The sequence below is a fragment of the Cupriavidus sp. NPDC089707 genome (assembly GCF_044748965.1).
GTDB lineage: Bacteria > Pseudomonadota > Gammaproteobacteria > Burkholderiales > Burkholderiaceae > Cupriavidus.
This window is the reverse complement of sequence record NZ_JBIVHB010000002.1, coordinates 140,303-165,186: the sequence shown is the minus strand read 5'-3', so window position 1 is coordinate 165,186 and position 24,884 is coordinate 140,303. Positions and strand designations below refer to the sequence as shown.

Annotated in this window: 21 protein-coding genes; 6 read left to right on the top strand and 15 right to left on the bottom strand. The window is 66.9% G+C overall.

Annotated elements, in window-relative coordinates; genetic code table 11:
- The first annotated feature begins 80 nt into the window (after window positions 1-80).
- Window positions 81-443: a hypothetical protein gene (locus ACIP1U_RS04095; protein ID WP_400312120.1), complete on the top strand. Its 363-nt coding sequence runs from the start codon at window positions 81-83 to the stop codon at window positions 441-443.
- Window positions 444-450: 7 nt separating this feature from the next.
- Here ACIP1U_RS04095 and ACIP1U_RS04090 read toward each other — a convergent pair whose 3' ends face one another.
- The 5 genes from ACIP1U_RS04090 to ACIP1U_RS04070 form a co-directional block, all read right to left on the bottom strand.
- Window positions 451-759, bottom strand: a complete 309-nt coding sequence (locus ACIP1U_RS04090; RefSeq protein ID WP_400312119.1) for a hypothetical protein — start codon at window positions 757-759, stop codon at window positions 451-453.
- A 101-nt stretch (window positions 760-860) separates the two neighbouring features.
- Window positions 861-1,460, bottom strand: a complete 600-nt coding sequence (locus ACIP1U_RS04085; RefSeq protein WP_400312117.1) for a YceI family protein — start codon at window positions 1,458-1,460, stop codon at window positions 861-863.
- A 3-nt stretch (window positions 1,461-1,463) separates the two neighbouring features.
- Window positions 1,464-1,847 carry an MAPEG family protein gene (locus tag ACIP1U_RS04080; RefSeq protein WP_400312115.1) on the bottom strand — a complete coding sequence of 128 codons (384 nt, stop codon included), beginning with the start codon at window positions 1,845-1,847 and terminating at the stop codon, window positions 1,464-1,466.
- A gap of 63 nt (window positions 1,848-1,910) precedes the next feature.
- Window positions 1,911-2,147 carry an RNA-binding S4 domain-containing protein gene (locus ACIP1U_RS04075; protein ID WP_400312113.1) on the bottom strand — a complete coding sequence of 79 codons (237 nt, stop codon included), beginning with the start codon at window positions 2,145-2,147 and terminating at the stop codon, window positions 1,911-1,913.
- On the bottom strand, window positions 2,147-3,904 hold the full coding sequence (locus tag ACIP1U_RS04070; protein ID WP_400312111.1) for a glutamine--tRNA ligase/YqeY domain fusion protein: 1,758 nt from the start codon (window positions 3,902-3,904) through the stop codon (window positions 2,147-2,149). The genes ACIP1U_RS04075 and ACIP1U_RS04070 overlap by 1 nt, the downstream gene beginning before the upstream one ends.
- 261 nt (window positions 3,905-4,165) lie before the next feature.
- Here ACIP1U_RS04070 and ACIP1U_RS04065 point away from each other — a divergent pair, with 261 nt between their 5' ends.
- A complete protein-coding gene (locus ACIP1U_RS04065) occupies window positions 4,166-5,611 on the top strand; it encodes a CoA transferase (RefSeq protein ID WP_400312109.1) in 1,446 nt (481 codons plus the stop codon).
- Here ACIP1U_RS04065 and ACIP1U_RS04060 read toward each other — a convergent pair.
- The 4 genes from ACIP1U_RS04060 to ACIP1U_RS04045 all read right to left on the bottom strand — a co-directional run bounded on the left by ACIP1U_RS04060 (window position 5,608) and on the right by ACIP1U_RS04045 (window position 10,233).
- Window positions 5,608-6,225, bottom strand: coding sequence for a pyridoxamine 5'-phosphate oxidase family protein (locus tag ACIP1U_RS04060; protein WP_400312107.1), 618 nt, complete (start codon window positions 6,223-6,225; stop codon window positions 5,608-5,610). The two genes, ACIP1U_RS04065 and ACIP1U_RS04060, sit on opposite strands and share 4 nt — an antisense overlap.
- A 67-nt stretch (window positions 6,226-6,292) precedes the next feature.
- Window positions 6,293-7,153 (bottom strand): PhzF family phenazine biosynthesis protein, encoded by an 861-nt coding sequence (locus ACIP1U_RS04055; protein ID WP_400312105.1) that lies wholly within the window; start codon window positions 7,151-7,153, stop codon window positions 6,293-6,295.
- Between the two features lie 393 nt (window positions 7,154-7,546).
- Window positions 7,547-9,172: a gamma-glutamyltransferase gene (gene ggt, locus ACIP1U_RS04050; protein ID WP_400312103.1), complete on the bottom strand. Its 1,626-nt coding sequence runs from the start codon at window positions 9,170-9,172 to the stop codon at window positions 7,547-7,549.
- Window positions 9,173-9,255: 83 nt separating this feature from the next.
- Window positions 9,256-10,233, bottom strand: coding sequence for a Bug family tripartite tricarboxylate transporter substrate binding protein (locus ACIP1U_RS04045; RefSeq protein WP_400312102.1), 978 nt, complete (start codon window positions 10,231-10,233; stop codon window positions 9,256-9,258).
- 168 nt (window positions 10,234-10,401) lie between these two features.
- Here ACIP1U_RS04045 and ACIP1U_RS04040 point away from each other — a divergent pair, with 168 nt between their 5' ends.
- Complete coding sequence (locus tag ACIP1U_RS04040; RefSeq protein WP_400312100.1) at window positions 10,402-11,286, top strand: LysR substrate-binding domain-containing protein; 885 nt, start codon at window positions 10,402-10,404, stop codon at window positions 11,284-11,286.
- A 315-nt stretch (window positions 11,287-11,601) separates the two neighbouring features.
- A complete protein-coding gene (katG, locus tag ACIP1U_RS04035) occupies window positions 11,602-13,836 on the top strand; it encodes a catalase/peroxidase HPI (protein WP_400312098.1) in 2,235 nt (744 codons plus the stop codon).
- 74 nt (window positions 13,837-13,910) lie between these two features.
- Here the strand turns inward: katG and ACIP1U_RS04030 are convergent, their stop codons facing one another.
- The 3 genes from ACIP1U_RS04030 to ACIP1U_RS04020 form a co-directional block, all read right to left on the bottom strand.
- Window positions 13,911-14,384, bottom strand: a complete 474-nt coding sequence (locus ACIP1U_RS04030; RefSeq protein ID WP_400312096.1) for an aminoacyl-tRNA deacylase — start codon at window positions 14,382-14,384, stop codon at window positions 13,911-13,913.
- A gap of 174 nt (window positions 14,385-14,558) precedes the next feature.
- Entirely contained in the window at window positions 14,559-16,061 is a 1,503-nt protein-coding gene (locus tag ACIP1U_RS04025; protein WP_400312093.1) for a tripartite tricarboxylate transporter permease, read from the bottom strand.
- 13 nt (window positions 16,062-16,074) lie between these two features.
- Window positions 16,075-16,536 carry a tripartite tricarboxylate transporter TctB family protein gene (locus tag ACIP1U_RS04020; RefSeq protein ID WP_400312090.1) on the bottom strand — a complete coding sequence of 154 codons (462 nt, stop codon included), beginning with the start codon at window positions 16,534-16,536 and terminating at the stop codon, window positions 16,075-16,077.
- Window positions 16,537-16,910: 374 nt separating this feature from the next.
- Here ACIP1U_RS04020 and ACIP1U_RS04015 point away from each other — a divergent pair, with 374 nt between their 5' ends.
- Entirely contained in the window at window positions 16,911-18,692 is a 1,782-nt protein-coding gene (locus ACIP1U_RS04015) for a potassium/proton antiporter (protein WP_400312087.1), read from the top strand.
- A gap of 234 nt (window positions 18,693-18,926) precedes the next feature.
- Here the strand turns inward: ACIP1U_RS04015 and ACIP1U_RS04010 are convergent, their stop codons facing one another.
- The 3 genes from ACIP1U_RS04010 to ACIP1U_RS04000 all read right to left on the bottom strand — a co-directional run bounded on the left by ACIP1U_RS04010 (window position 18,927) and on the right by ACIP1U_RS04000 (window position 21,763).
- Complete coding sequence (locus ACIP1U_RS04010; protein ID WP_400312084.1) at window positions 18,927-19,922, bottom strand: tripartite tricarboxylate transporter substrate binding protein; 996 nt, start codon at window positions 19,920-19,922, stop codon at window positions 18,927-18,929.
- Between the two features lie 40 nt (window positions 19,923-19,962).
- Entirely contained in the window at window positions 19,963-20,418 is a 456-nt protein-coding gene (locus ACIP1U_RS04005) for a DUF2214 family protein (RefSeq protein ID WP_400312081.1), read from the bottom strand.
- A gap of 124 nt (window positions 20,419-20,542) precedes the next feature.
- Window positions 20,543-21,763: a CaiB/BaiF CoA transferase family protein gene (locus ACIP1U_RS04000; protein ID WP_400312079.1), complete on the bottom strand. Its 1,221-nt coding sequence runs from the start codon at window positions 21,761-21,763 to the stop codon at window positions 20,543-20,545.
- Window positions 21,764-22,070: 307 nt separating this feature from the next.
- On the opposite strand from ACIP1U_RS04000, the gene alaS reads away from it, so the two are divergent.
- Complete coding sequence (gene alaS, locus ACIP1U_RS03995) at window positions 22,071-24,695, top strand: alanine--tRNA ligase (RefSeq protein WP_400312077.1); 2,625 nt, start codon at window positions 22,071-22,073, stop codon at window positions 24,693-24,695.
- Window positions 24,696-24,884 lie beyond the last annotated feature (189 nt).

Genomic DNA, 24,884 nt, shown 5'->3' with positions numbered 1-24,884 from the left:
TGAAGCGACGTCGCCTCCTTCGGGCTCACAGACGTCAATTGCCGAAACCATTCTGCACGATGAAGCCGCAGCAGAGGAGAATGTATCGAGCCTTCGGTGTTCCGCACCATGGCTTGAGCTTGTCATTCATCCAGGCGCAAGCGCAAAACTTGGGAGGTGTCGCATGGATGTTTGTGGCCGCCGTCTTAACAGCGCGGGACTACAAGGAGTTCTTCCCCGATTCGAAAGGCTTCGCGGTGATGGTTGCACTATGTATTGCTATAGTGGCATTGTCCATCGGCGTGGCAAGTTGCATTCAATTTGTTGGTGCGCTTAACGTCAAGCCGGCGAAAACATGGATCCAAAAGCTAGGCCGGCGGGCGGCAGCCGTTGTCGTTGTGCTGCTGATGTCCCATCTCATCAGCGTGTGCCTGGTGATTGCCGGCAGGGCGATAGAGATGTGATGATCTTCTACCGCTTGCGGTATTCCTTCAGGTAAAAGCGCAGCAGCGCCGACAGCAGCAGCGTGGTCAGGAAGCCGGCTGCCACCACCAGCGCCTGGCCGGCATCGGTATCGAGCTGGCCGGCCACGCCGAGGCGGAACAGCCATGTGCCGACCATCATGGCCAGGAACGGCATCAGCAGGGCGCCGCGGCCATAGGTGCGCACCGCCCACAGCGGGAAGCGGCGCAGGAAATCGCCCGGAATGCTGCACAGCAGGCAGGCACCAGCGGCGGCCAGGGCGGCCGCAACGATGTCGCCGGATTGGATCTCGAACATGGTCTCTGTCTCGCGTTGCCGCGCACGCGGCGGGCGTGGCAGGGATTTCGGCAAAGCGCTGATTCTACAAGAGAAATCTGTCCGGCAGGTGACGCGTAGGGCTAGCGCGCGGGGCTGGCCGCCGGCGATGCCTCGACCGACACATGGAGCGTCACGATGTCGCCCGCGTCGGGCAGGAAGCGGGTCATGCCGAAGGCACTGCGCGGCACTTCGGCGCGGAAGTCGCCGCCGCACACCTGCCGTGCCACGCCGAACAGCGTGATCTCGCCGCAGCGGAAGCGCTCGGCCTGCAACCGGACCGGACGGGTGACGCCGTGCAGGCTCAGCTCGCCTTCCACCGCCACGAGCCGGCCGCCTTCGCTGATAAAGCGATCGGCGCGCAGCCGCGCCAGGGGAAACTGCGCGATATCGAAGAATTGTGCTGAACGCAGCACGCCGTCGAGTGTGCGATTGCCGGTGTCGACCGAGGCCAGGTCGACGGTCACGTCGAGCGCGCCGGCGCCGCTGTCGGCGTCGTAGACGATGCGGCCGTCGATCTTGCCGAAGCGCCCGCGCACCGAGCTGCGCTCGAAATGGCTGGCGCCGAAATAGACGGAGGTGTGGACTGGGTCCAGCGTGTATTCCACCGGCGCGGCGCTGGCGCCCGCGCTGCCCAGCATGGCGATCGCAACGGCGGCCAGCAGACGAGCGGGTGTCGTCATGACTCAGTGCACGAACACCGGCAGCAGGAAAATCCCCACCACCGACAGGTACCCGATGGTCCAGCACAGCGTGCGCAGCGTGGCCCGGTCGGTCAGGTAGCACACGGTGTAGAGGATGCGGGTGAGGATGAAGACCATCGACAGTTCGTCGATGCGCGCCTGCGGCGCCTGCAGGGAGCTGGCGGTGAGCACTGCCGCAGCGAAGAAGGGGAAGGCCTCGAAATGGTTGCGGTGCGCCATGTCGGCGCGCCGTGCGCGCCCGGACTGCTTGTCGAGCCAGCCACGCGGGTCATGGTTGTCGAAACCGGGCGCGCTGGCCTTGGCGATGGCTACCGTGGCGAGCGGCAGCACGCCGGCCAGCAAGACGCACCAGAACGCGATCGGCATGGTTTCGGTCCTTTCCGTTGCAGTGCCGCAGCAGCCGGGTCGGCCGCCGCGGCCGTAGCGCGATCAGGCGGCGACCACGCGTATCTCGATGCCCGCCAGGCCTACCACCTGCCCGGCGCGAATCTTCGCAGTCTTGCGCGATTCGGGCGCGCCGTCCACCGAGACTTCGCCGGCAGCGACCAGCGCCTTGCCGGCGCCGCCGCTGTCGCACACGCCAGCCAGCTTGAGCAGGTCGTTGAGGGCGATGAATTCGCCCTCGAGCGGGAAGGTGATGGTCTGTACCGGAATTGCCTTGCTCATCACTTGCCCCAGCTGTCCTTCAACCCGACGATGCGGTTGAAGACCGGCTTGCCCGGCCGCGAATCATTGCGGTCGGCAACGAAGTAGCCGTGGCGCTCGAACTGGAAGCGGTCTTCCGGCTGCGCCTCGCGCAGGCCCGGCTCCAGGTAGGCGGTGACCACCTTCTTGGAATCGGGGTTGAGCGCGTCCAGGAAGTTCTTGCCGCCGGCGTCCGGGTTGGGGTCGTTGAACAGGCGGTCGTACAGGCGCACCTCGGCCTCGTAGCCATGCGCGGCGCTGACCCAGTGGATCACGCCCTTGACCTTGACGCTGTCCGCGCCCGGCGTGCCGCTCTTGGTGTCGGGCAGGTAGTTGGCATGCACGGCGACGACGTTGCCGTCAGCGTCCTTGTCCACGCTGGTGCACTCGATCACGTAGCCGTACTTCAGCCGCACCTTGTTGCCCGGGAACAGGCGGAAATAGCCCTTGGGCGGGGTCTCGTTGAAGTCCTCGCGCTCGATCCACAGTTCGCGCGACAGCGGGAACACACGCTTGCCCAGTTCCGGCTTCTTCGGATGGACCGGGGCCGAGCACTCCTCGCTCTGGCCCTCGGGGTAGTTGTCGATGATCAGCTTGAGTGGGTCCAGCACGGCCACGCCACGCGCGGCCCGGCCGTCCAGGTCGTCGCGCACCGCGCCTTCGAGCGTGCTCATGTCGATCCAGCTGTCGGCCTTGGCCACGCCGACGCGGTCGCAGAACAGCTGGATCGATTCCGGCGTATAGCCGCGGCGGCGCACGCCGACCAGCGTGGGCATGCGCGGGTCGTCCCAGCCATCGACACGGTTCTCGTCGACCAGTTGCTTGAGCCTGCGCTTGCTGGTGATGGCGTAGGTCAGGTTCAGGCGCGCGAACTCATACTGGTGCGGCAGCGGGTCGCGGAACACGCCGGCGTCGCGCAGGTGCTCCAGCACCCAGTCATACAGCGGGCGGTTGTTCTCGAACTCCAGCGTGCACAGCGAGTGCGAAATATTCTCCAGCGCGTCCGAGATGCAGTGGGTGAAGTCGTACATCGGGTAGATGCACCACTTGTCGCCCGTGCGGTGGTGATGCGCGTGGCGGATGCGGTAGAGCACCGGGTCGCGCATCACGATGTTGGGGGCGGTCATGTCGATCTTTGCGCGCAGCACGTGCTCGCCGTCGCCGTATTTGTCGGCGCGCATGTCGCGGAACAGCTGCAGGTTTTCCTCGACGGTGCGGTCGCGGTAGGGCGAGGGCTTGCCGGGCTCGGAGAAGTTGCCGCGGCTGGCGGCGATCTGCTCGGCCGACTGGCTGTCCACGTAGGCGGCGCCGCGCTCGATCAGCGTCTCGGCAAAGGCGTAGAGCTGGTCGAAGTAGTCGCTGGCGTAGTACAGGTGCGGCTGCTTCTGGCCGTCCTTGCCTTCGCTGTCCCAGGAAAAGCCGAGCCAGTGCACGGCGTCGATGATCGAATCGACGTATTCGGTGTCTTCCTTGACCGGATTGGTGTCATCGAAGCGCAGGTGGCAGCGGCCGCCGTAGTCGCGCGCCAGCCCGAAGTTCAGGCAGATGCTCTTGGCATGGCCGATATGCAGGTAGCCGTTGGGCTCCGGCGGGAAGCGGGTGATGACGCTCGGCAGCGGCTCGCCTTGCTTGTCCTGGCGGCCGGCGTAGGTGCCGGCGGCGAGATCCTGGTCGATGATGCTCCGCAGGAAGTTGGAGGCGGCTGGGGTGCTGTCGGTAGGCTTGATGTCGTGGCTCATGATGGCGCCGGTTGGCCGGCCGGATATCGATCGAAGGTAAGGATGGATACCGGGCCGGTCGGGTCGTCAGATTGCGTGGCGGAATGCCAATACAGGGATTTTACCGTGCCGGCGGCGCCGCACGCCGTGGGCATCGGCTCATTTGTGGTCTTGTCCGTTGCCGGCACCGGTTGGCCGCACTGAAAGTGACGCGTCGGAGTAGCATGGAGACCCGTGCCGGCTGGCTATGGCCGGCTGTCGTCCATCGCTGCAGGAACGCTCATGAACGCCAATCCCGAGGCGGCGCAAGCGCCGCCCATGCCCCACGATGTCGTAGCCGCGCTGTGGCGCGATGCCGGCCTGCCCGCCGAGGCGCTGACCCACCTGCGCCTGGATGGCACCGAGCCGGTGCTGCCGTCGAGCTTCGCCGTCGGCACCGCCGCGCAGGCCAGCCTGGCCGCTGCGGCGCTGGCCGCCGCCACGCTGTGGCAAGGACGCAGCGGCCGCTGGCAGGACGTCAGCGTCGACATGCGCCATGCCATCACCGAGTTCCGCAGCGAGCGCTACCTCCGCGTCGACGGCGGTCCCGCGCCCGAGTTGTGGGACAAGATCGCCGGCATTTACCGCTGCGGCGACGGCCGCTGGGTCCGGCTGCACACCAATTTTCCGCACCACCGCGACGGCGTGCTGCGCTTGCTGGGCTGCGCCTATGACAAGGCGGCGGTGCAGGCGGCGCTGGAAAAGTGGGAAGCCGAAACGTTCGAAACCGCCGCGTCCGACGCCGGCCTGGTGGTCGCTGCGCTGCGCAGCTTTGAAGAGTGGGATCGCCATCCGCAGGCCGCGGCGCTGCGCGGCCTGCCGCCGGTGACGCTGGAGCGTATCGGCGATGCGCCGCCACAGCCATTATCACCGTCCGCACCGCCCACATCCGCCGAAGCGCAACCGCTGTCAGGCGTGCGCGTGCTCGATTTCACCCGCATCATCGCCGGCCCGGTGGCAGGGCGCACGCTGGCCGCGCACGGTGCCGATGTGCTGCTGGTGACTGCCGCGCACCTGCCGTCGATCGCGCCGCTGGTGATCGACACCGGCCGCGGCAAGCGCAGCTGCCAGCTCGACCTGCGCGACCCCGACGACAAGCGCACGCTGCACAAGCTGCTACATGGCGTCGATGTGATGGTGCAGGGCTACCGGCCTGGCGGCCTGGCCGGGCTGGGCGTGGGCCCGGAAGCCGCGGCGCGGGCGCGTCCGGGCATCGTCTATGTGTCGCTGAGCGCGTATGGCCATGTCGGGCCGTGGGCGCACAAGCGCGGCTTCGATTCGCTGGTGCAGACCGCCACCGGCTTCAACCAGGCCGAGGCCGAAGCGGCCGGCAGCGACACGCCGCGGCCGTTGCCGGCACAGGTGCTGGACCATGCCGCGGGCTACCTGCTGGCATTCGGCGCGATGGCCGCGTTGCAGCGGCGCGCGGTGGAAGGCGGCAGCTGGCACGTACGCGTGTCGCTGGCGCAGGTGGGGCAGTGGCTGCGCGGGCTGGGGCGCGTGCCGCAGGGGCTGAAGGCGCCCGAGCAGAAGATCGACGATGTCGCCGACCTGCTCGAAGCCGTGCCGTCCGGCTTCGGCATGCTGACCGTGGTGCGCCATGCGGCGCAGCTGTCCGAGACGCCGGCGCGCTGGACGCTGCCGTCCGAGCCGCTCGGCACGCATGCGCCGGCGTGGCTGCCGCGCTAGTAGAGCGTGGTGCGCTGCCGCTCGGGCAGGTCGCGGTCATAGGCGGCGCCATCGATGGCGTTTTGGCTCAGTGTGGCCAGAATTTCGCCATTGCTCGGCAGCGTCTGCCGCGACACCTGCGCATCCGCGGCCCACAGGCGCGAACGGATCAGCGCGCGGGCGCACTGGAAAAACACCGACTGCACCGTGATCACCAGCACCGTGGTCGGCGCCTTGCCGTCGACCACGCAGCGCGCGATCAGCGCCGGGTCGACGCTGATCTGTGCGGTGCCGTTGACGCGGATGGTTTCGTTGATGCCAGGGATCACGAACAGCAGTCCCACGCGCGGATCGGCCACGATATTGCGCAGGCTGTCGATGCGGTTGTTGCCGCGCCGGTCGGGCAGCAGCAGCGTGCGTTCGTTCAGCATTTGCACGAAACCGGGCGTGTCGCCGCGCGGCGAGCATTCGGCCCAGCCGTCGGCGACGGTCGACAGCAGGCAGAACGGTGCGGCCTCGATAAAGGCGCGGTAATGCGGATGCAGGTAGTCGACTTCCTTGGACAGCGATGGCGCCGCGGGCTGGGCGTAGAGCGCTTCCAGTTCGGCCAGGGACGTGATGGCGTGCGAGGTCATGGCGGATCGGTGCGGTTGGCGGGGCAAGCCGACAATGTAGCGCAGCCGGCGGAGCAGCGCAGGGCGCTCAGAGCGTCACGGTGCCGCGGCCAATCTCGAGCACGCGGCCACCCACGCGGATCGCGCCGTCCGAGCCGACCGACAAGCGCAGCCGGCACGGGCGGCCGACGGCCTCGCCCTGGTCGACGACGTATTCGGCCGGCAGCGCGCGGCTGGCGGCGAGCAGCCAGCCGCCCAGGTTGGCGCAGGCCGAGCCCGTGCCCGGATCCTCCGCCACGCCGCCGCCCAGCTTGGTGAAGAAATAGCGCGACACCACGCGGCCCGGCTGCTCGGGATCGAACGCGAATATGTACGCGGTCTTGCGGCCGAGGCTGCTCTGCGGCCAGATGTCGAGCCGCGCGCTGTCCGGATTGGCGCGGCGCACGGCATCGGTGCTGTTCACGGCCACCAGCAACTGGTCTGCGCCGGTATCGACCCACATCGGCGACACCAGCAGGTCGCTTTCCTGCAGGCCGAGCAGGCTTGCCATCTCGGCATCGGGCAGGCCGGTCGGGGCGGTCTTCGGCATGCCGCTGTGCGGCGCGGTGAAGGTCCAGACATCGCCCTGCGCCGTCGCCGGGACCACGCCGGCGAGGAATTCGAGCGTCAGCGTGTCGCCGGTGGCGGCCAGATCGCGCACCACGTGAGCGGTGCCCAGCGTGGGGTGGCCGGCGAAACGCATTTCATAGCCGGGCGTGAAGATGCGCACGCGCGCGCTGGCATTGTCCGACGGCAGGACAAAGGTGGTCTCCGACAGGTTAAACTGCAGCGCCAGCGCCTGCATGGTGGCCTCGTCCAACCCGCGCGCGTCTTCGAATACGCACAGGGGATTGCCGCCGAAGGTGGATTCGGCGAAGACGTTGAGCAGGCGGAAGGCGTAGGTGGTCATGGCGCGGGCTTCGGAGGCTGGTGGGGAACCAGTGTACGGCGCCGTTGCGCCGGCGCCATGCACAGTTGCGGCGATCGCGAGCGGGCCAGTTGCGCGATGGGGGCAATAGCAAAAAACGCCCCTTTCGGGGCGTTTGGCTGCTGACAAAGTCAGAGGCTGCGAATGTTGTCTCCCCTCTCCCATTTATGGGAGAGGGGCGGGGGAGAGGGCAGGAGTTGCCACGAAGTGAGGCGCCACGGTGCTTGGCATGCGCCTGCCCTCTCCCCCGGCCCCTCTCCCGCAAGCGGGAGAGGGGAGCAAACAGCCTGGCATTTTCCCTTTGTCAGCAATCTGACGCCTCTTTTGGGGCGTTCCTGGCGTTCAGCATGTCGTCGGCAGCTCAGGCCGGCGGGGTCAGAAGCCCACCGCCTGCCCGTCGCGCCGGCTGTCGCTGGCCGCCACGTACCCTTGCTCCGGATCGTCCGACAGGCGCCAGATAAACTGGCCCGAGCCAAAGTCCATGTACGGGTCTTCCACCGACTTCAACTGGTGCCCGCGCGCCTTCAGCCCCGCGACCGTGGCCGGATCCATGGTGCCTTCCACGTCCAGCGTGAAATCGCGGTTGACCTTCCAGCGCGGCGCGCAGCATGCGGCCTGCGGCTGCTGGTTGTAGTCCAGCATGCGCACTACCGTCTGCAGGTGGCCCTGCGGCTGCATGTCGCCGCCCATCACGCCGAAGCTCATCACCGGGTGGCCGCCCTTGGTCAGGAAGGCCGGGATGATGGTGTGGAACGGGCGCTTGCCACCGGCCACGGCGTTGGCGGACCTGGGATCCATCGAGAAGCCCACGCCGCGGTTCTGCAGGCTGATGCCGGTGCCCGGCACCACCACGCCCGAGCCGAAGCCCATGTAGTTCGACTGGATGAACGAGACCATCATGCCGTTCTCGTCGGCGGCGGTCAGGTAGATGGTGCCGCCCACCTTGGGCATGCCGAAGTTGAAATGCGTGGCGCGCTGCATGTCGATCAGCCTGGCGCGCGATTTCAGGTAGGCGTCATCCAGCATTTGTTCCGGCGTGACCTCCATGCTGCGCGGGTCGGCCACGTAGCGGTACAGGTCGGCGAAGGCCAGCTTCATCGCTTCGATCTGCAGGTGCTGCGAATCGACCGAGTCGACCGGGATCGAAGCCATGTCGAACTGGCCGAGGATGCCCAGCGCAACCAGCGCGGCAATGCCCTGGCCATTGGGCGGGATCTCGTGCAGCTCGTAGCCGCGGTAGCTCTTGCTGATCGGCTTGACCCAGTCGGGGCGGTAATTGCGCAGGTCGTCCAGCGTCATCGCGCCGCCGCACTGCTTGCTGAAGGCGGCGATCTTCTCGGCGATCTCGCCTTCGTAGTAGGCGCGGCCGCGGGTCTCGCCAATCTTGCGCAGCGTCTCGGCGGCGGCCTTCATGGTGAACTTCTCGCCGACCAGCGGCGCACGGCCGTTGGGCATGAAGGTCTCGGCATAGCCCGGCTGGTCCTTCAGTTCGGGCACCGCGGCGGCCCACTTGTGCGCCACCACTGGCGGCACGGCGTAGCCGCGCTCGGCGATCTCGATTGCCGGTTCCATCAGGTCGGCGAAGGGCAGCTTGCCGAAGCGCTCATGCATCGCCGCCCAGCCGGCGATCACGCCGGGTACGGTGACCGAGTCCCAGCCGCGGATCGGGCGGTTGGCCAGGCCGTTGGCGTCGGTGCCGTACTTGTTCTTGAAGTACTCCGGGTTCCAGGCGGCCGGGGCCACGCCGGAGGAGTTCAGCCCATGCAGCTCCTTGCCGTCCCACAGGATGGCGAAGGCATCGCTGCCCAGGCCGCACGATACCGGCTCGACGATTGTGATCGCGGCCGCCGCGGCGATGGCCGCATCGACCGCATTGCCGCCCTTGAGCAGCATGCGCAGGCCGGCCTGCGCGGCCAGCGGGTGCGAGGTGGACACCACGTTGCGCGCAAACAGCGGGATGCGCACGGAGGGGTAGGGGTTGGTCCAGTTGAAGTTCTGCATGGCTTTGTCTGTCGTCTCAGGAAGCGGCCGGGCCAGCCGGGCCTGCCTTGTTGGCACCGGCCGCATTGGCACGCTCGGCGCCGTTATTCTGCCGTGATCTTGCGATCCTTGATCAGCTTGCCCCAGCGGGCGCTGTCCTTCTTCACCATGGCGGCGAACTGCGCCGGCGTGCCGCCGACCGGCTCGGCGCCCAGCTTGCCCAGGCGCTCCTTGACTTCCGGCGACTGGATTGCCTTGTTGAACTCGGCATTCAGCCGGCTGACGATATCCGCCGGCATGCCCTTTGGCCCATAGATGCCGAACCACGTATCGGACTCAAAGCCGGGCAGCCCCGACTCGCTGGCCGTGGGGATCTCCGGTGCCAGCGGCGAGCGCTTCGCGCTGGTCACTGCCAGCGCCTTGAGCTTGCCGTCCTTCACGTGCGGCAGGCCTGAGACGATGCTGTCGAACAGCACCTGCACCTTGCCCGAGATCAGGTCGGGCACGGCCAAGCCGGTGCCGCGGTAGGGAATGTGGGTGATGAACACGCCCGCCTGCGCCTTGAACGCTTCAGTGGTCAGGTGCACCACGGTGCCGTTGCCGCTGGAGGCATAGTTAAGCTCGCCGGGGTGCTTCTTGGCGTAATCGACCAGCTCGCGCACGTTCTTCACCGGCAGGCTGTTCGGCACCACCAGCACGTTGGTAGCGATCGCCACCTGGCCGACCGGGGTGAAGTCGGTCTCGGTGTTGTACGGCAGGCGGGTGTTGATGTGCGGGCCGATCGAGTGCGTGCTGGTGGTCGCGATCAGCAGCGTGTAGCCGTCCGGCGCGGCCTTGGCCGCCATGTCGGAACCGATCGCGCCGCCGGCGCCCGGGCGGTTGTCCACCACGATCTGCTGGCCGATGTTGGCGCCCACCTTCTGGGCAATGGCACGCGCCAGCAGGTCGGTCGCGCCGCTTGCCGGGAAGGGCACGATCAGGCGGATCGGCTTGCCGGGATAGTTGTCGGCCAGTGCGGGCGTGGCGGCCAGGCACATGCCGCAGGCAGCGGCGATGCCGGCGAGGTGCAACCAGGATTTCATGCTTGTCTCCGGAGTCAGGCTTGGGGCGGACATAAAGCGGGCAAGGATTGATGAGCCGGCTTAATTATTCCGTGCCTCCGGTCACAAAGAAAGCTAATATTTCTTTTCAATGTCACAAGAAAAATTTAAGTATCGACGCAACTTCGCCAGTGTTGCGCACGTGCACCGATGAGCACCATCCGATTCCTCCGTACCTTCATCACCGTAGCCGAGCAGGGCTCTTTTGCCGCGGCAGCCGGGCAGGTAGCCCTGACCCAGGCCGCTGTCAGCCTGCAGATGCGCGCGCTGGAAAGCGAACTGAGGCGTGAACTGTTCGACCGCAACGGCCGCGTCGCGGTGCTCAATGCCGATGGCCGCGCACTGTTGCCGCAGGCGCGGCGCCTGCTCGCGCTGTACGACGAGATGCGGCTGCCGCTGGCAACGGACCAGGCCATGGCCGGTGCCGTGGCCGTGGGCGCGGTGGTGTCGGTGATGGGCGGCCTGTCGCACGCGGTGGCGCGCATGAAGCGCACCTACCCGGCGCTCGACGTGCGCCTGGTCGGCGCCAAGTCGATCGAGCTGGCGGCACAGGTCGAGGCCGGCGAACTCGACGCGGCGATTCTGGTAGAAGGCGCCACTCGGATCCCCGGCACGTTGCGCTGGACGCCGCTGTACCAGGAGCCGCTGGTGGCGATCGCGGCACGTGGCAGTCCCGGCGGGAACGCGCGCGAGGCGCTTGCGCAGAACCCATACCTGCGCTTCGACCGCAGCCAGCGCACCGGCGTGCTGGTCGAGCGCGCATTGCGCCGCGCGCACCTGAAGGTCAACGAGTTCCTGGAACTGAACGCCATCGAGGCGCTGGTCGAGCTGGTGCGCCAGGAGGTGGGCGTGACGGTGGTGCCGCTGCTGCGGCGCGCGCGCTGGCACGACGACGAGGCGCTGCGCATCCTGCCGCTGCTGGTCAACGGCGAGCCGGTCATGCGCCACATCGGCATGCTGGAGCGGCGCGACCACGGGCGCGGGCAGGTGACCGCGGCGATGCGGGCGGCTTGCAGCGAGCTGTTCGGCGCCTAGCGCGCTCCTTTCACGTCATAACCAAGGTCTATCGGGAGGATAGTCAGATTCGCATTCTCCTGAAGTTCACCATTGCATATATTTTGGTAGCGGACTGCCGCTGACGCGGCCGCATCGCCATGCGCGCTTCGACCCTCCCGCGTCGGCGCAAGCCTGCGCGCGTCCGCTGACCGGCAGCTGACCGGCAGCAATAAGCCGGGATACGGTGGAAGGAGATTTCCGGCGGATCCGCCGGCGCGGGATCGCCGATGTAACAGCGAACTCTGGCGCCATAGCTGCAGGCGTATTCAGTACGTCCCCACAAGGAGAGAGCGTATGTCTAACGAAGCAAAGTGTCCCTTCACGCATGCCGCCGGCGGCGGTCCGACGAATCGCGACTGGTGGCCAGAGCAGCTGCGTCTGGACCTGCTCAGCCAGCATTCCAGCAAGTCCAACCCGATGGGCGCGAACTTCAACTATGCGCAAGCATTCAAGAGCGTCGACCTGGCGGCGGTAAAGAAGGACCTGGCGGCGCTGATGACCGACTCGCAGGACTGGTGGCCGGCGGACTTTGGTCACTACGGACCGCTGTTCATCCGCATGGCCTGGCACAGTGCCGGCACCTACCGCATCGGCGATGGCCGCGGCGGCGCAGGGCGCGGCCAGCAGCGTTTCGCACCGCTCAGCAGCTGGCCGGACAACGTCGGCCTGGACAAGGCGCGCCGCCTGCTCTGGCCGATCAAGCAGAAATATGGCCAGAAGATCTCGTGGGCCGACCTGATGATCCTGAGCGGCAACGTCGCGCTCGAAACCATGGGCTTCAAGACCTTCGGCTTCGGCGGGGGCCGCGAAGATACCTGGGAGCCGGACGCGGATGTGTACTGGGGCAATGAAAAGACCTGGCTGGCCGGGAATGTGCGCTACGGCAAGGGTGCCGGCGGCGAAGGCGTGAGCGCTGCCGCCGAGGCGAGCCACGCCGTGCCCGGACGCGACCTGGAGTACCCGCTGGCCGCCATGCAGATGGGCCTGATCTATGTGAACCCGGAAGGACCCGAAGGCAACCCGGACCCGCTCGCCGCGGCGCACGATATCCGCGAATCCTTCGCGCGCATGGCCATGGGCGACGAGGAGACCGTCGCACTGATTGCCGGCGGGCATGCTTTCGGCAAGACGCACGGTGCCGCCCCCGCGGACAATGTCGGGCCCGTACCAGAGGCCGCCGGCCTCGAGCAACAGGGCCTGGGATGGTCGAGCGCCTTTGGCACCGGCAAGGGCGCCGACACGATCGGCAGCGGCCTGGAGGTGACCTGGAGCAGTACGCCGACCAAGTGGGGCAATAGCTACCTGGAGAATCTGTTCGGCCACGAATGGGAGCTGACCAAGAGTCCCGCCGGTGCCAATCAGTGGGTGGCCAAGGATGCCGGGGAAACCATCCCGCATGCTTACGATCCCTCGAAAAAGCTGCGGCCGACGATGCTGACCACGGACCTGTCGCTGCGTTTCGACCCCGCCTACGAGAAGATCTCGCGGCGCTTCCTGCAGCATCCTGACCAGCTCGCCGATGCCTTTGCCCGCGCCTGGTTCAAGCTGACCCACCGCGACATGGGCCCGCGCGCCCGCTACCTCGGGCCGGAAGTGCCGGCCGAAGAGCTGATCTGGCAGGATCCCATCCCGGCGGTGGACCATCCTCTGGTCAACGAGCAGGACGTCGCAGCGCTCAAGCAGAAAATCCTGGCGTCCGGGCTGTCTGTCTCGCAACTGGTGCAGACCGCCTGGGCCTCGGCATCCACCTTCCGCGGTTCGGACAAGCGCGGTGGCGCCAATGGCGCGCGCATCCGCCTGGCGCCGCAGAAAGACTGGGCGGTCAACCAGCCCGAGCAGCTGGGGAAGGTGCTGAAGGCTCTTGAAGGGATCCAGGCTGAGTTCAACGGCGCGCAGTCCGGCGGCAAGAAAATCTCGCTCGCCGACCTGATCGTGCTGGCCGGTGGCGCGGGGATCGAGCAGGCGGCGCAGAAGGCCGGCCAGCGCGTGACCGTGCCGTTTACGCCGGGCCGCATGGACGCCGCGCAGGAACAGACCGATGTGGTGTCGGTCGGGATGCTAGAGCCGAAGGCAGACGGTTTCCGCAACTTCCTCAAGGCGAAGTACAGCGTCCCGGCGGAGGTGTTGCTGATCGACAAGGCGCAATTGCTGACCCTGACCGCGCCCGAGATGACGGTGCTGATCGGCGGACTGCGTGTGCTGAATGTCCATGCCGGGCAGGACGCGCACGGCGTCTTCACCGACCGGCCGGAAACGCTGACCAACGACTTCTTCCGCAACCTGCTCGACATGCGTACCGAATGGAAGCCGCTGTCGGAGGCCGGGGACGTGTTCGAGGGGCGTGACCGCAAGACCGGGGAGCGTAAGTGGACCGGTACCCGCGTCGACCTGGTCTTCGGTTCGAATGCCCAGCTCAGGGCGCTGTGCGAGGTCTACGCCAGCGAGGACGCGCAGGAGAAGTTCGTCCGCGACTTCGTCGCCGCCTGGGTCAAGGTGATGAACCTCGACCGGTTCGACGTCGCCGCTTAATCAGGCAACCGCCGATGCAACGACACGCGGCCGGCAGGCGCCGGCCGCGTGGCCTGTCAGGGCATGGCCCTGTATTACATGATCCTGTGCGCGAAGTGCCCGCGCTTTGCATCGGCCATCAGTGTCATGAACTGGTCGGTGCTCATGTGCACCAGCTCCTGGTGGTCGCCCGCTTCGAAATAGACGTCGGCATGCGTCAGCAGGCTGTCGTCCAGCCAGGTCTGCGTGCCATACGCCATGCCGACCGGCGGGATCGCGCCATGGTCGCAGTCCCTGAACACTTCGCGCACGCCATCCTCATGCGCCAGCGACAGGTTGCGTCCGGTCTGCTCGCGGATCTCCGATAGTTTCAGGTGGTGCGTGGACGGGATCACCGCGGCGACGTAGCCGCTGTCGTCTTCCAGCAGGACGGTCTTGGCCAGACGGTCTCCAGGGATGTGCGCAGCGTGTGCAGTGGCCATGCTGCTCAGGCTGTAGGGGTGCCGAACGGTGTCGAACTGGCTGTGCTTCTTGCTCAGGCATTTCGCCAGCGTATTAGCCATGGTCATGATGTAACCTCCGACGCGCTCATCGCGACAGTTGTCCGAGTGCTAATACTATAGGTCGCAGCGGGCCCGGTGGAGGCGGGTCACCGTGTCAATCCCTGGCAACAAAAAAGGGCACCTCACGGTGCCCTCAGTGTTGCATTGCGTGCCGGCCCGCAGGCCGGCGGCAAGTCCTGCTTATTCTTCCTGGAACGCTTCTTCGCGCTTGGCCTTGATCGAAGGCAGCGCCACGATCACCACCAGCGCCGCGGCGGCGATCAGCAGGCCCATCGACAGCGGACGCGTTACGAACACGCTGAAGTCACCACGCGACAGCAGCAGCGAGCGGCGGAAGTTCTCTTCCATCATCGGCCCCAGCACGAAGCCGAGCAGCAGGGGAGCGGGTTCGCAGCGCAGCTTGATGAACAGGTAGCCCACCACGCCGAAGGCGGCGGTCTGGAACACGTCGAAGGTGGTGTTCTGGACCGAGTACACGCCGATGCAGCAGAAGGTCAGGATGGCCGGGTACAGGTAGCGGTAGGGCACCTTCAGCAGCTTCACCCAGATGCCGATCAGCGGCAGGTTCAGCACGATCAGCATCAGGTTGCCGATCCACATCGAGGCGATCAGGCCCCAGAACAGCGCCGGATTGCTGGTCATCACCTGCGGGCCGGGCTGGATGTTGTGGATGGTCATCGCACCCACCATCAGCGCCATCACCGCGTTGGGCGGAATGCCCAGCGTCAGCAGCGGGATGAACGAGGTCTGCGAAGCCGCGTTGTTGGCCGATTCCGGACCGGCCACGCCTTCGATCGCGCCCTTGCCGAATTCCTGCGGGTACTTGGAGGTCTTCTTCTCCAGCGAGTATGCAGCGAACGAAGCCAGCGAGGCGCCGCCGCCCGGCAGGATGCCCAGTGCCGAACCCAGCGCGGTGCCGCGCAGCACGGCCGGGATCATGCGCTTGAAGTCGTCCTTGGTCGGGAACAGGTTGGTGATGTGGTCGGTGAAGGTCTCGCGCTGTTCCTTCTGTTCCAGGTTGGCGATGATTTCAGCAAAGCCGAAGATACCCATTGCCACCGAGACGAAGTTCAGGCCGTCGGTCAGTTCCGGCACATCGAACGAGAAGCGCGCGGCGCCCGAGTTCACGTCGGTACCCACCAGGCCCAGCAGCAGGCCCAGCACGATCATGGCGATCGCCTTGACCAGCGAACCCGAGGCCAGCACCACGGCACCGATCAGGCCCAGCACCATCAGCGAGAAGTACTCGGCAGGGCCGAACTTGAAGGCCAGTTCCGACAGCGGCGCGGCAAACGCGGCCAGGATCATGGTAGCCACGCAGCCGGCGAAGAACGAGCCCAGGCCGGCGGTGGCTAGCGCCACCCCCGCTCGCCCTCGCCTTGCCATCTGGTAGCCGTCGATGGTTGTCACCACCGAGGACGATTCACCCGGCAGGTTCACCAGGATGGCGGTGGTCGAGCCGCCGTACTGGGCGCCGTAGTAGATGCCGGCCAGCATGATCAGCGCGGCCACCGGCGGCAGCGTGTAGGTCACCGGCAGCAGCATGGCGATGGTCGCCAGCGGCCCCAGGCCCGGCAGCACGCCGATCAGGGTACCCAGCACGCAGCCCAGGAAGGCGTAGGCCAGGTTCTGGAAGGTCAGGGCAGTGGAGAAGCCCAGGCCCAGGTTAGTGAGTAGTTCCATGTTGGCGGCCTCCTTAGCTTGCCAGGAAAGCCGGCCACACCGGCATCTGCAGGTTGATGCCGTACACGAACGCACCCAGGCTGATCAGCACCAGGATGACGGCGTTCAGGATGGCACCTTTCCAGCTGAACTCGTGGCTGGCCATCGACGACACCAGTACCAGCACCAGCACCGACAGCACCATGCCGAGCGGCTTCAGCAGCAGACCGAACAGCACCACCGAGCCGAGAATCCACAGCAGCGTCTTGATATCCCAGCGGGCCAGCTGATCCTCTTCCATCTTGGAAGACAGCGAGCCCCACAGCACCAGCACGCCCAGCAGGGCGAGCACGATGCCGAGCCAGAACGGGAAGTATCCCGGTCCCATTTTTGCGGCGGTTCCCATGGAATAGCCGCGTGCGGTCCAGGAAAAGCCGAATCCGACCAGGATGAACATCAGGCCGGAGGCGAAGTCCTTTTGGCTACGTATGCGCAAAGTGAATCTCCTCGATAAGACGCTTGAAATCTGCGGTTGACCCTTTGTTGCGCCGCATCAATGCGGTCTGCAACGAAGGGCCCTCCTGCGGGCAGGGTGGAAGTTAAGGGGGCGACCTTTCAGCTACCTTTCAGATGTCTGCAAACAGCGTCATGGTTCGGGTATCCCCTAGTGAGATGGCGCTTAAAAGGCGCCTGGCCGATCCGCAAAGCCAGTCTGGAGGCGGGCTGGCGGGCGAGGCGGCGGGAGTGCTGCGCTATCATCCGGGCAGCCCGGGTATCGGGTCGGCAGTCTTCGCGGGGGGCGCCGGCCTGAAAGCCTTGTAAGGTTTGAAAGGTTCCGGCAAGGGACCGCAACGTGACGCAAGGAGCAGCTTGGAGAGCATCGACCACGTCATCCTGATCGGCGGCATCGTGATGTCGCTGGGCATCGTGCTGGGGGCGTTTTCGGCACGCTTCGGCGTGCCGTTCCTGCTGGTGTTCCTGGCCGTCGGCATGCTGGCCGGCGTGGACGGTCCCGGCGGCATCCGCTTCAACGACACCTGGCTCAGCTTCCTGGTCGGCAACCTGGCGCTGGCGGTGATCCTGCTCGACGGCGGGCTGCGCACGCGCTTCGCCACCTTCCGGGTTGCGCTCAAGCCGTCGCTGTCGCTGGCGACGGTGGGCGTGCTGGTGACGGCGGGGCTGGTGGGTGTGTTCGCGGCGTGGCTGTTAGGTATCGACTGGCGGCTCGGGCTGCTGCTCGGCGCCATCGTCGGCTCGACCGATGCGGCGGCGGTTTTCTCGATGCTGCACAGCAGCGGCATCCGCCTCAAGGACCGGGTCGCGAGCGTGCTGGAGATCGAGTCGGGCATCAACGACCCGATGGCGATTTTCCTGACCCTGACGCTGATCGAATGGGTCACCGCACCCGGCGGGCTGACGCCGCTGGGGTTGGCGACGAGGCTGCTGGTGCAGTTCGGCGTGGGCGGCGCGCTCGGGCTGGCGCTGGGATATTGCCTGGCGCATGTGCTGGAGCGCATCCATGTGGCCGAAGGTCTGCAGGCAATTCTGCTGTGCGCAGGTGGTGCCACGGTGTTCGCGCTGGTGCAGACCGCCGGCGGCAGCGGCTTTCTGGCGGTGTACCTGACCGGCATGCTGATCGGCAACCGTGAGCGCGCTATCACTGCCGACGTCATGCGTGCGATGGACGGCATGGCCTGGCTGGCGCAGTCGGCGATGTTCCTGCTGCTGGGCCTGCTGGTGGCACCACATCGGATCCTGGAAGTGGCCGGGCCCGCGGTGGCGGTCGCCGCGTTCCTGATGCTGGTGGCGCGCCCGGTGGCGGTATGGGTGGCGCTGCTGCCGTTCCGCTTCAATGCCCGCGAGAAGGGCTTTATCGCTTGGATGGGCCTGCGCGGCGCGGTGCCGATCGTGCTGGCGCTGTTCCCGCTGCTGCGCCAGGCGCCCGAGGCCGGCTTGCTGTTCCGCATCGCGTTTGCCGTGGTGCTGGCCAGCCTGCTGTTCCAGGGCACCACCGTATCGGTCGCGGCGCGGCTGGCGCGCGTGCGCCGGCCGGGCTATCCGGAGCCGGTGGCGCGTTCGCGCCTGCGCGGCACGCGCGCGCCGATCCTGGAAGTGATGCAATTCTGCGTGGGCCCGAATGCGCCAGTGGAAAACGTGCGCGCCGACCAGCTTGAACTGCCGCCGCGCAGCCGCCTGCTCACGGTGGCGCGCGACGACGCGCTGGCCGAGCCGGGCCAGACCGTATTGCGCGCTGGCGACTCCGTCTGCGTGCTGGGGCCGACCATCTCGTTGCCGATGCTGTCGGCGCTGTTCCAGACGCCGGGCCGGGCGCCTGCCTGGGAGCAGGTGTCGCATGATTTCCTGCTGTCGGGCGATGCGCCGCTGCGCGACGTGGCAGCGCTCTATGGCACGCGCGAGCTGACACCGGAGGAAGAGCCGCTGACGCTGGAAAGGGCGATGCAGCGCGTGTTCACCTCGCCGCCGGTGGAGGGCGACAGCGTCGAGATCGCGGGGTTGCCGCTGACGGTAACGCGGATGGAGGGCGCGGAGATCGTGCAGGTGGGATTGCTGCTGCCGCGGCTGGAGGGGGATTCCGGCGGAAAGCTGTGGGTGCGGCGGCGCCGGGAGGAAGCGAGCGGCGAGCGCGCGTAATGCGCCGGTTGTCTCCCCTCTCCCGCCTGCGGGAGAGGGGCTGGGGGAGAGGGCAGGAGCGTCAAATGCTGACGCCTGTGGGTTAACACCGTCGGCCTTGCTTGATGTGATAGCTGGCTAGACCACCCCTCTCCCCCGACCCTCTCCCCTGAGGGGAGAGGGAGAACACCTTGCTTGGGCAAGCTCGCGCGGCCTGGGAGCACCCCAAACCGTTGGTGCCGCGAGTGCTTGTCCTTAGTCGACCTTGGCTCCCGACACCTTCACGATCTGCGCATACTTTTTCAGTTCCTTCTGGATCAGCGCCGCGAACTGCTCCGGCGTGGTCGGCGCCGGCTGTGCGCCGATGCGGGCCAGGCGCGCCTTCATGTCGTCCGTCTTCAGGATTGCAACGATCTCGTGGTTCAGCTTTTCCACGATTTCGCGCGGCGTATTGGCCGGAGCGAACACGCCGAACCACGTCGAGATATCGAAGCCTTCCAGCCCCAGCCCCTTGCCGGCCTCGGCAATGGTCGGCAACTCGGGGAACGCCGCCGCGCGGCTGGCGGTGGTCACCGCGAAGGCCTTGAGCTTGCCCGCCTTGATATTGGCCGACGCCGAAGCCAGGTTGTCGAAGATCAGGTCGGTCTGGCCCGACAGCACCGACAACTGCGCGGGCGACGCGCCGTTGTAGGGGATATGGACCATGCTGATCTTCGCCATGCTCTTGAACAGCTCGCCCGACAGGTGCCCGGCGCTGCCGTTGCCGCCCGAGGCGTAGTCCAGCTTGCCCGGGTTCTTGCGCGCGTAGGCGACCAGGTCGCGCACGTTGTTGATGTGCAGCTCGGCGGCCTTGCCGGGGTGCATCACCAGCACGTTGGGCACGTCGGCGACCAGCGTGACCGGCGCGAAGTCCTTGACCGGGTCGTACGGCATCTTGCTGAACAGCGTCGGGTTGATGGCATGCGTGGCCACCGCGCCCATGACGATGGTGTAGCCGTCGGCCGGCTGCTTGGCGACGTAGTCCGCGCCGAGGTTACCGCCGGCGCCCGGCTTGTTTTCCACCACCACGGGCTGGCCGAGGCTGTCGCGCAGCTTCTCGCCGATGGCGCGCGCCACGGTGTCGAGCGGGCCGCCGGCGGGATAGGGCACCACGAAGCGGACGGGCTTGGTGGGGTAGGCGTTGGAAGCCGCGACGGCAGCGGCGGGCATCAGCGCCGCGGTCAGCGCGGCGGCAAGCAGTTTCTTCAGCATGTTGCGGATGACAGAAGGATTGGGATTGTTATCGATGTTCTCAGCGCGCCCCGATGCCGCGCGCCATCATCACGGCGCACAGCGGCAGCAGGATCACCAGGTGCGATTCGATCATGACCCAGCGCCGCGCCGCCTTGATCTCGGACGGCGGCGGCACGTAATCGGGCAGCTTGCGCGCCTGCTTGCGCCAGCGCGCGATGGCAAAGGTCGGCGGCAGCGAGCACAGCGCGATCAGCACGAACACGCCCATCTTGGCGTGGAACCACGGGTTGTGCAGGTAGAAGTCGACGCCCTTGGCGCCGTAGAACAGACGCAGCAGGCCGGTCGCCAGCGCCAGCATCGCCGACAGGAAATAGAACAGGTCGTACCGCGACAGGCGCCGCACGGTGGCCGGGTTGAGGTCCGGGCGCAACGCCACGGCCTCGGCGGCCATCAGCGTGATCAGGACGAAGATCGCAAGGAAATGCAGGAAGGACAAGATGGCGTCGGTCAGCATGGGTTCTCCTTTGCTCTGCGCAGGCTCGCGCGGGGGCGCGGGCCCGAGGAAAGTACGTCAGTGGGGACTGAACTTCCGGAAAGCACCGGCGGCAGGCTGGCCTGCCGCAGGCAGGAGGAGAATCTTACAGCACACCCTTTGTACGAAGTGCCGCGATCTGCCCGGCGCCGTAGCCCAGGGTCTCGGCCAGCACCGTGTCGGTGTGCTCGCCCAGCAGCGGCGGGTGGCGCAGCGCCTGGGGTGGCGTCGCACTCATCTTGATCGGGCTGCCGACCAGTTTGACCTCGCCTGCGCTCGGGTGGGGCAGGTCCACGCGCAGGCCGCGCGCCTTGACCTGGTCGTCCTCGAACACGTCGTCGAGCGTGTTGATCGGGCCGCACGGCACGCCCGCGGCTTCCAGGTCGCGGATCCATTGCGCGCGGGTGCGCGGAAGCACCATCTCGGCCAGGATCGGCACCAGGATGTCGCGGTTGGCGACGCGCTGCGGGTTCCTGGCAAAGCGCGGGTCGTCGGCCAGCTCGGGCCGGCCGCCGTCGGTGACGAACTTGCGGAACTGCCCGTCGTTGCCCACCGCGACGATGATCCAGCCGTCGGCGGCCTGGAAGGTCTGGTAGGGGACGATGTTCGGGTGCGCATTGCCCCAGCGGCGCGGCGCCTCGCCGCTGGCCAGGTAGTTGGTGTTCATGTTGGCGAGCATGGCCACCTGCACGTCGAGCAGCGCCATGTCGATGTACTGGCCCTCGCCGGTGCGGTCCCGGTGCGCCAGCGCCGCCAGTACGGCGATGGTGGCGTACTGGCCCGTCATCAGGTCGGAAATCGCCACGCCGGCCTTTTGCGGGCCGCCGCCGGGCAGGTCGTCGCGCTCGCCGGTCAGGCTCATGAAGCCGCCCATGCCCTGGATGATGAAGTCATAGCCGGGGCGCGCGGCGTACGGGCCGGTCTGGCCGAAGCCGGTGACCGAGCAGTAGATCAGGTCAGGCTTGATCTGCCTGAGCGACTCATAGTCCAGGCCATATTTCTTCAGCTGGCCGACCTTGTAGTTCTCCAGCACCACGTCGCTTTGCGCGGCCAGGTCGCGCACGATCTGCTGGCCTTCGGGCGTGCTGATGTCGCAGGTGACCGAGCGCTTGTTGCGGTTGGCGGCCAGGTAGTAAGCGGCCTCGGCGGTGTCGCGGCCGTCTTCGTCCTTGAGCCAGGGCGGGCCCCAGGTGCGGGTGTCGTCGCCGGCGCCGGGGCGCTCGATCTTGATCACATCGGCGCCGAAATCGGCAAGGTTCTGGGCGCACCAGGGACCGGCGAGGACGCGGGTCAGGTCGAGGACGCGGAGATGGCTTAAGGCTCCCATGGCGGTAGTGGAATGCAGAGGTAGGGGCGGGGGAAGGATCGGAAATCCGGCTGCCGGCGCCGGGTGTCGGGCGGGGGCGATGCGGGTTGCCTGCACTGTACCACCGGGGCTCGCGCAGGCGCGCTCTGGAGTGCCGCATGAGGCGCTTCCAGCGGCCGGATTTGGGCGATAGCCGGCCGGCCCCAGGGCGCGGCGGGCTATCGCCGGACCTGCCCTGCTGGCGCTGCCTTGCCCGTATAATCAACGGTTTGCAAATCCAAAACTGACTCGTCGCGCCCGGCCCAGCCGCGGGAGCGTCCGCCATCCCATGAAAGTCTCAGACATTCGCAGCAAGTTCCTGCAGTTCTTCGAATCGAAGGGCCATACCGTGGTCCGCTCGTCCAGCCTGGTGCCGGCGAACGACCCGACGCTGCTGTTCACCAATTCCGGCATGGTGCAGTTCAAGGACGTGTTCCTGGGCACCGACAAGCGCCCGTACACCCGCGCGACCTCGTCGCAGCGTTCGGTGCGCGCCGGCGGCAAGCACAACGACCTGGAGAACGTGGGCTACACCGCCCGCCACCATACGTTCTTCGAGATGCTGGGCAACTTCTCGTTTGGCGACTACTTCAAGCGTGAAGCCATCCAGTACGCATGGGAACTGCTGACCAAGACCTACCAGCTGCCGGCGGAGAAGCTGTGGGTGACGGTCTACGCGGAAGACGACGAGGCCTACGACATCTGGGCCAAGGAAGTGGGCGTGCCGGCCGAGCGCATCGTGCGCATCGGCGACAACAAGGGCGCGCGCTACGCCTCGGACAATTTCTGGCAGATGGCCGACACCGGCCCGTGCGGCCCCTGCTCGGAAATCTTCTACGACCACGGCCCGGACGTGTGGGGCGGCCCCCCGGGATCGCCCGAGGAAGACGGCGACCGCTACATCGAGGTCTGGAACCTGGTGTTCATGCAGTTCAACCGCGACGAGCAGGGCAACATGACGCCGCTGCCCAAGCCGTGCGTGGACACCGGCATGGGCCTGGAGCGCATCGCCGCGGTGCTGCAGCACGTGCACAGCAACTATGAGATCGACCTGTTCCAGGCACTGATCAAGGCTGCCGCGCGCGAGACGCATATCGACAACCTGAACCAGAATTCGCTGAAGGTCATTGCCGACCATATCCGCGCGTGCTCGTTCCTGATCGTCGACGGCGTGATCCCCGGCAACGAAGGCCGCGGCTACGTGCTGCGCCGCATCGTGCGCCGCGCCATCCGCCACGGCTACAAGCTGGGCCAGAAGACCCCGTTCTTCCACAAGCTGGTGCCGGACCTGGTCGCGCAGATGGGCGAGGCCTATCCGGAACTGGCCGAAGCCCAGTCGCGCGTGACCGAAGTGCTGAAGGCCGAAGAAGAGCGCTTCTTCGAGACCATCGAGAACGGCATGTCGATCCTGGACGCCGCGCTGGCCGATCTGAAGCTCAAGGGCGGCAAGACGCTGGACGGCGAACTGGCCTTCAAGCTGCACGACACCTTCGGCTTCCCGCTGGACCTGACGCAGGACGTGTGCCGCGAGCAGGAAATCGGCGTGGACGAGGCCGCCTTCGACGCCGCCATGAACCGCCAGCGCGAGCAGGCACGCGCCGCCGGCAAGTTCAAGATGGCCGCCGGCCTGGAGTACACGGGCGACAAGACCGTGTTCCATGGCTACGAAAAGCTGGAACTGCCGCGGGCGTTGGTCACCGCGCTGTACGTGGATGGCGCCGCAGTCCAATCCATGCAGCCGGGCCAGACCGGCGTGGTGGTGCTCGACAACACCCCGTTCTACGCCGAGTCCGGCGGCCAGGCCGGCGACCAGGGCGTGCTGAAGGCCGGCAATGCCGTGTTTGCCGTGGCCGATACCACCAAGGTCCAGGCCGACGTGTTCGGCCACCAGGGTACGCTGGAAGGCGGCGCGCTGAAGGTGGGCGACGCCGTGTCGGCGCAGGTCGACGCGCTGCGCCGCGCGCGCACCGTGCGAAACCACTCGGCTACCCACCTGATGCACAAGGCGCTGCGCGAAGTGCTGGGCACGCACGTGCAGCAGAAGGGCTCGCTGGTGGATGCGGACAAGACCCGCTTCGACTTCTCGCACAACGCGGCGCTGACCGAAGACCAGATCCGCCGGGTGGAAGAGATCGTCAACGCCGAGATCCTGCGCAACGACGATACGCACGCCGAGATCATGCCGTTCGACGACGCGGTCAAGAGCGGCGCGATGGCGCTGTTCGGCGAGAAGTACGCCGACGACGTGCGCGTGCTGTCGATCGGCACCTCGAAGGAACTGTGCGGCGGCACCCACGTGCACCGCACCGGCGATATCGGCCTGTTCAAGATCGTGGTGGAAGGCGGCGTGGCCGCCGGCATCCGCCGCGTGGAAGCGATCACCGGCGACAATGCGCTGCACTACCTGCAGAACCTGGACGCGAAGCTGAACGAAGCCGCTGCCGTGCTGAAGGCGCAACCGTCCGAGCTGGTGCCGCGTATCGGCCAGGTGCAGGACCAGGTGCGCGCGCTGGAGAAGGAGCTGGAGCGCCTGAAGAGCAAGCTGGCTGCTTCGCAGGGCGATGAACTGGCGGCGCAGGCGGTCGACATCAAGGGCCTGAAAGTGCTGGCTGCCCAGCTCGACGGCGCCGACGTGAAGACGCTGCGCGAGACCATGGACAAGCTCAAGGACAAGCTGCAGAGCGCGGCGATCGTGCTGGCGGCCGTGGCCGACGGCAAGGTCAGCCTGATCGCCGGCGTCACCGCCGATGCGACCGGCAAGGTCAAGGCCGGCGAGCTGGTCAACTTTGTCGCCCAGCAGGTGGGTGGCAAGGGCGGCGGCCGTCCGGACATGGCGCAGGCTGGCGGCACCGAGCCGGCCAAGCTGCCGCAGGCGCTGGCGGGTGTCAGCGAATGGGTGGCGGCGAAGGTCTGATGGCCTGACCGTACCGCAAGCCGATGAAGAAGGGGCGCCAGTGACGCCCCTTTAGGCTGCTGACAAAGTCAAAGACTGGGAATGTTGTCTCCCCTCTCCCATTTATGGGAGAGGGGCGGGGGAGAGGGCAGGAGTTGCCACGAAGTGAGGCGCCACGGTGCTTGCCATGCGCCTGCCCTCTCCCCCGGC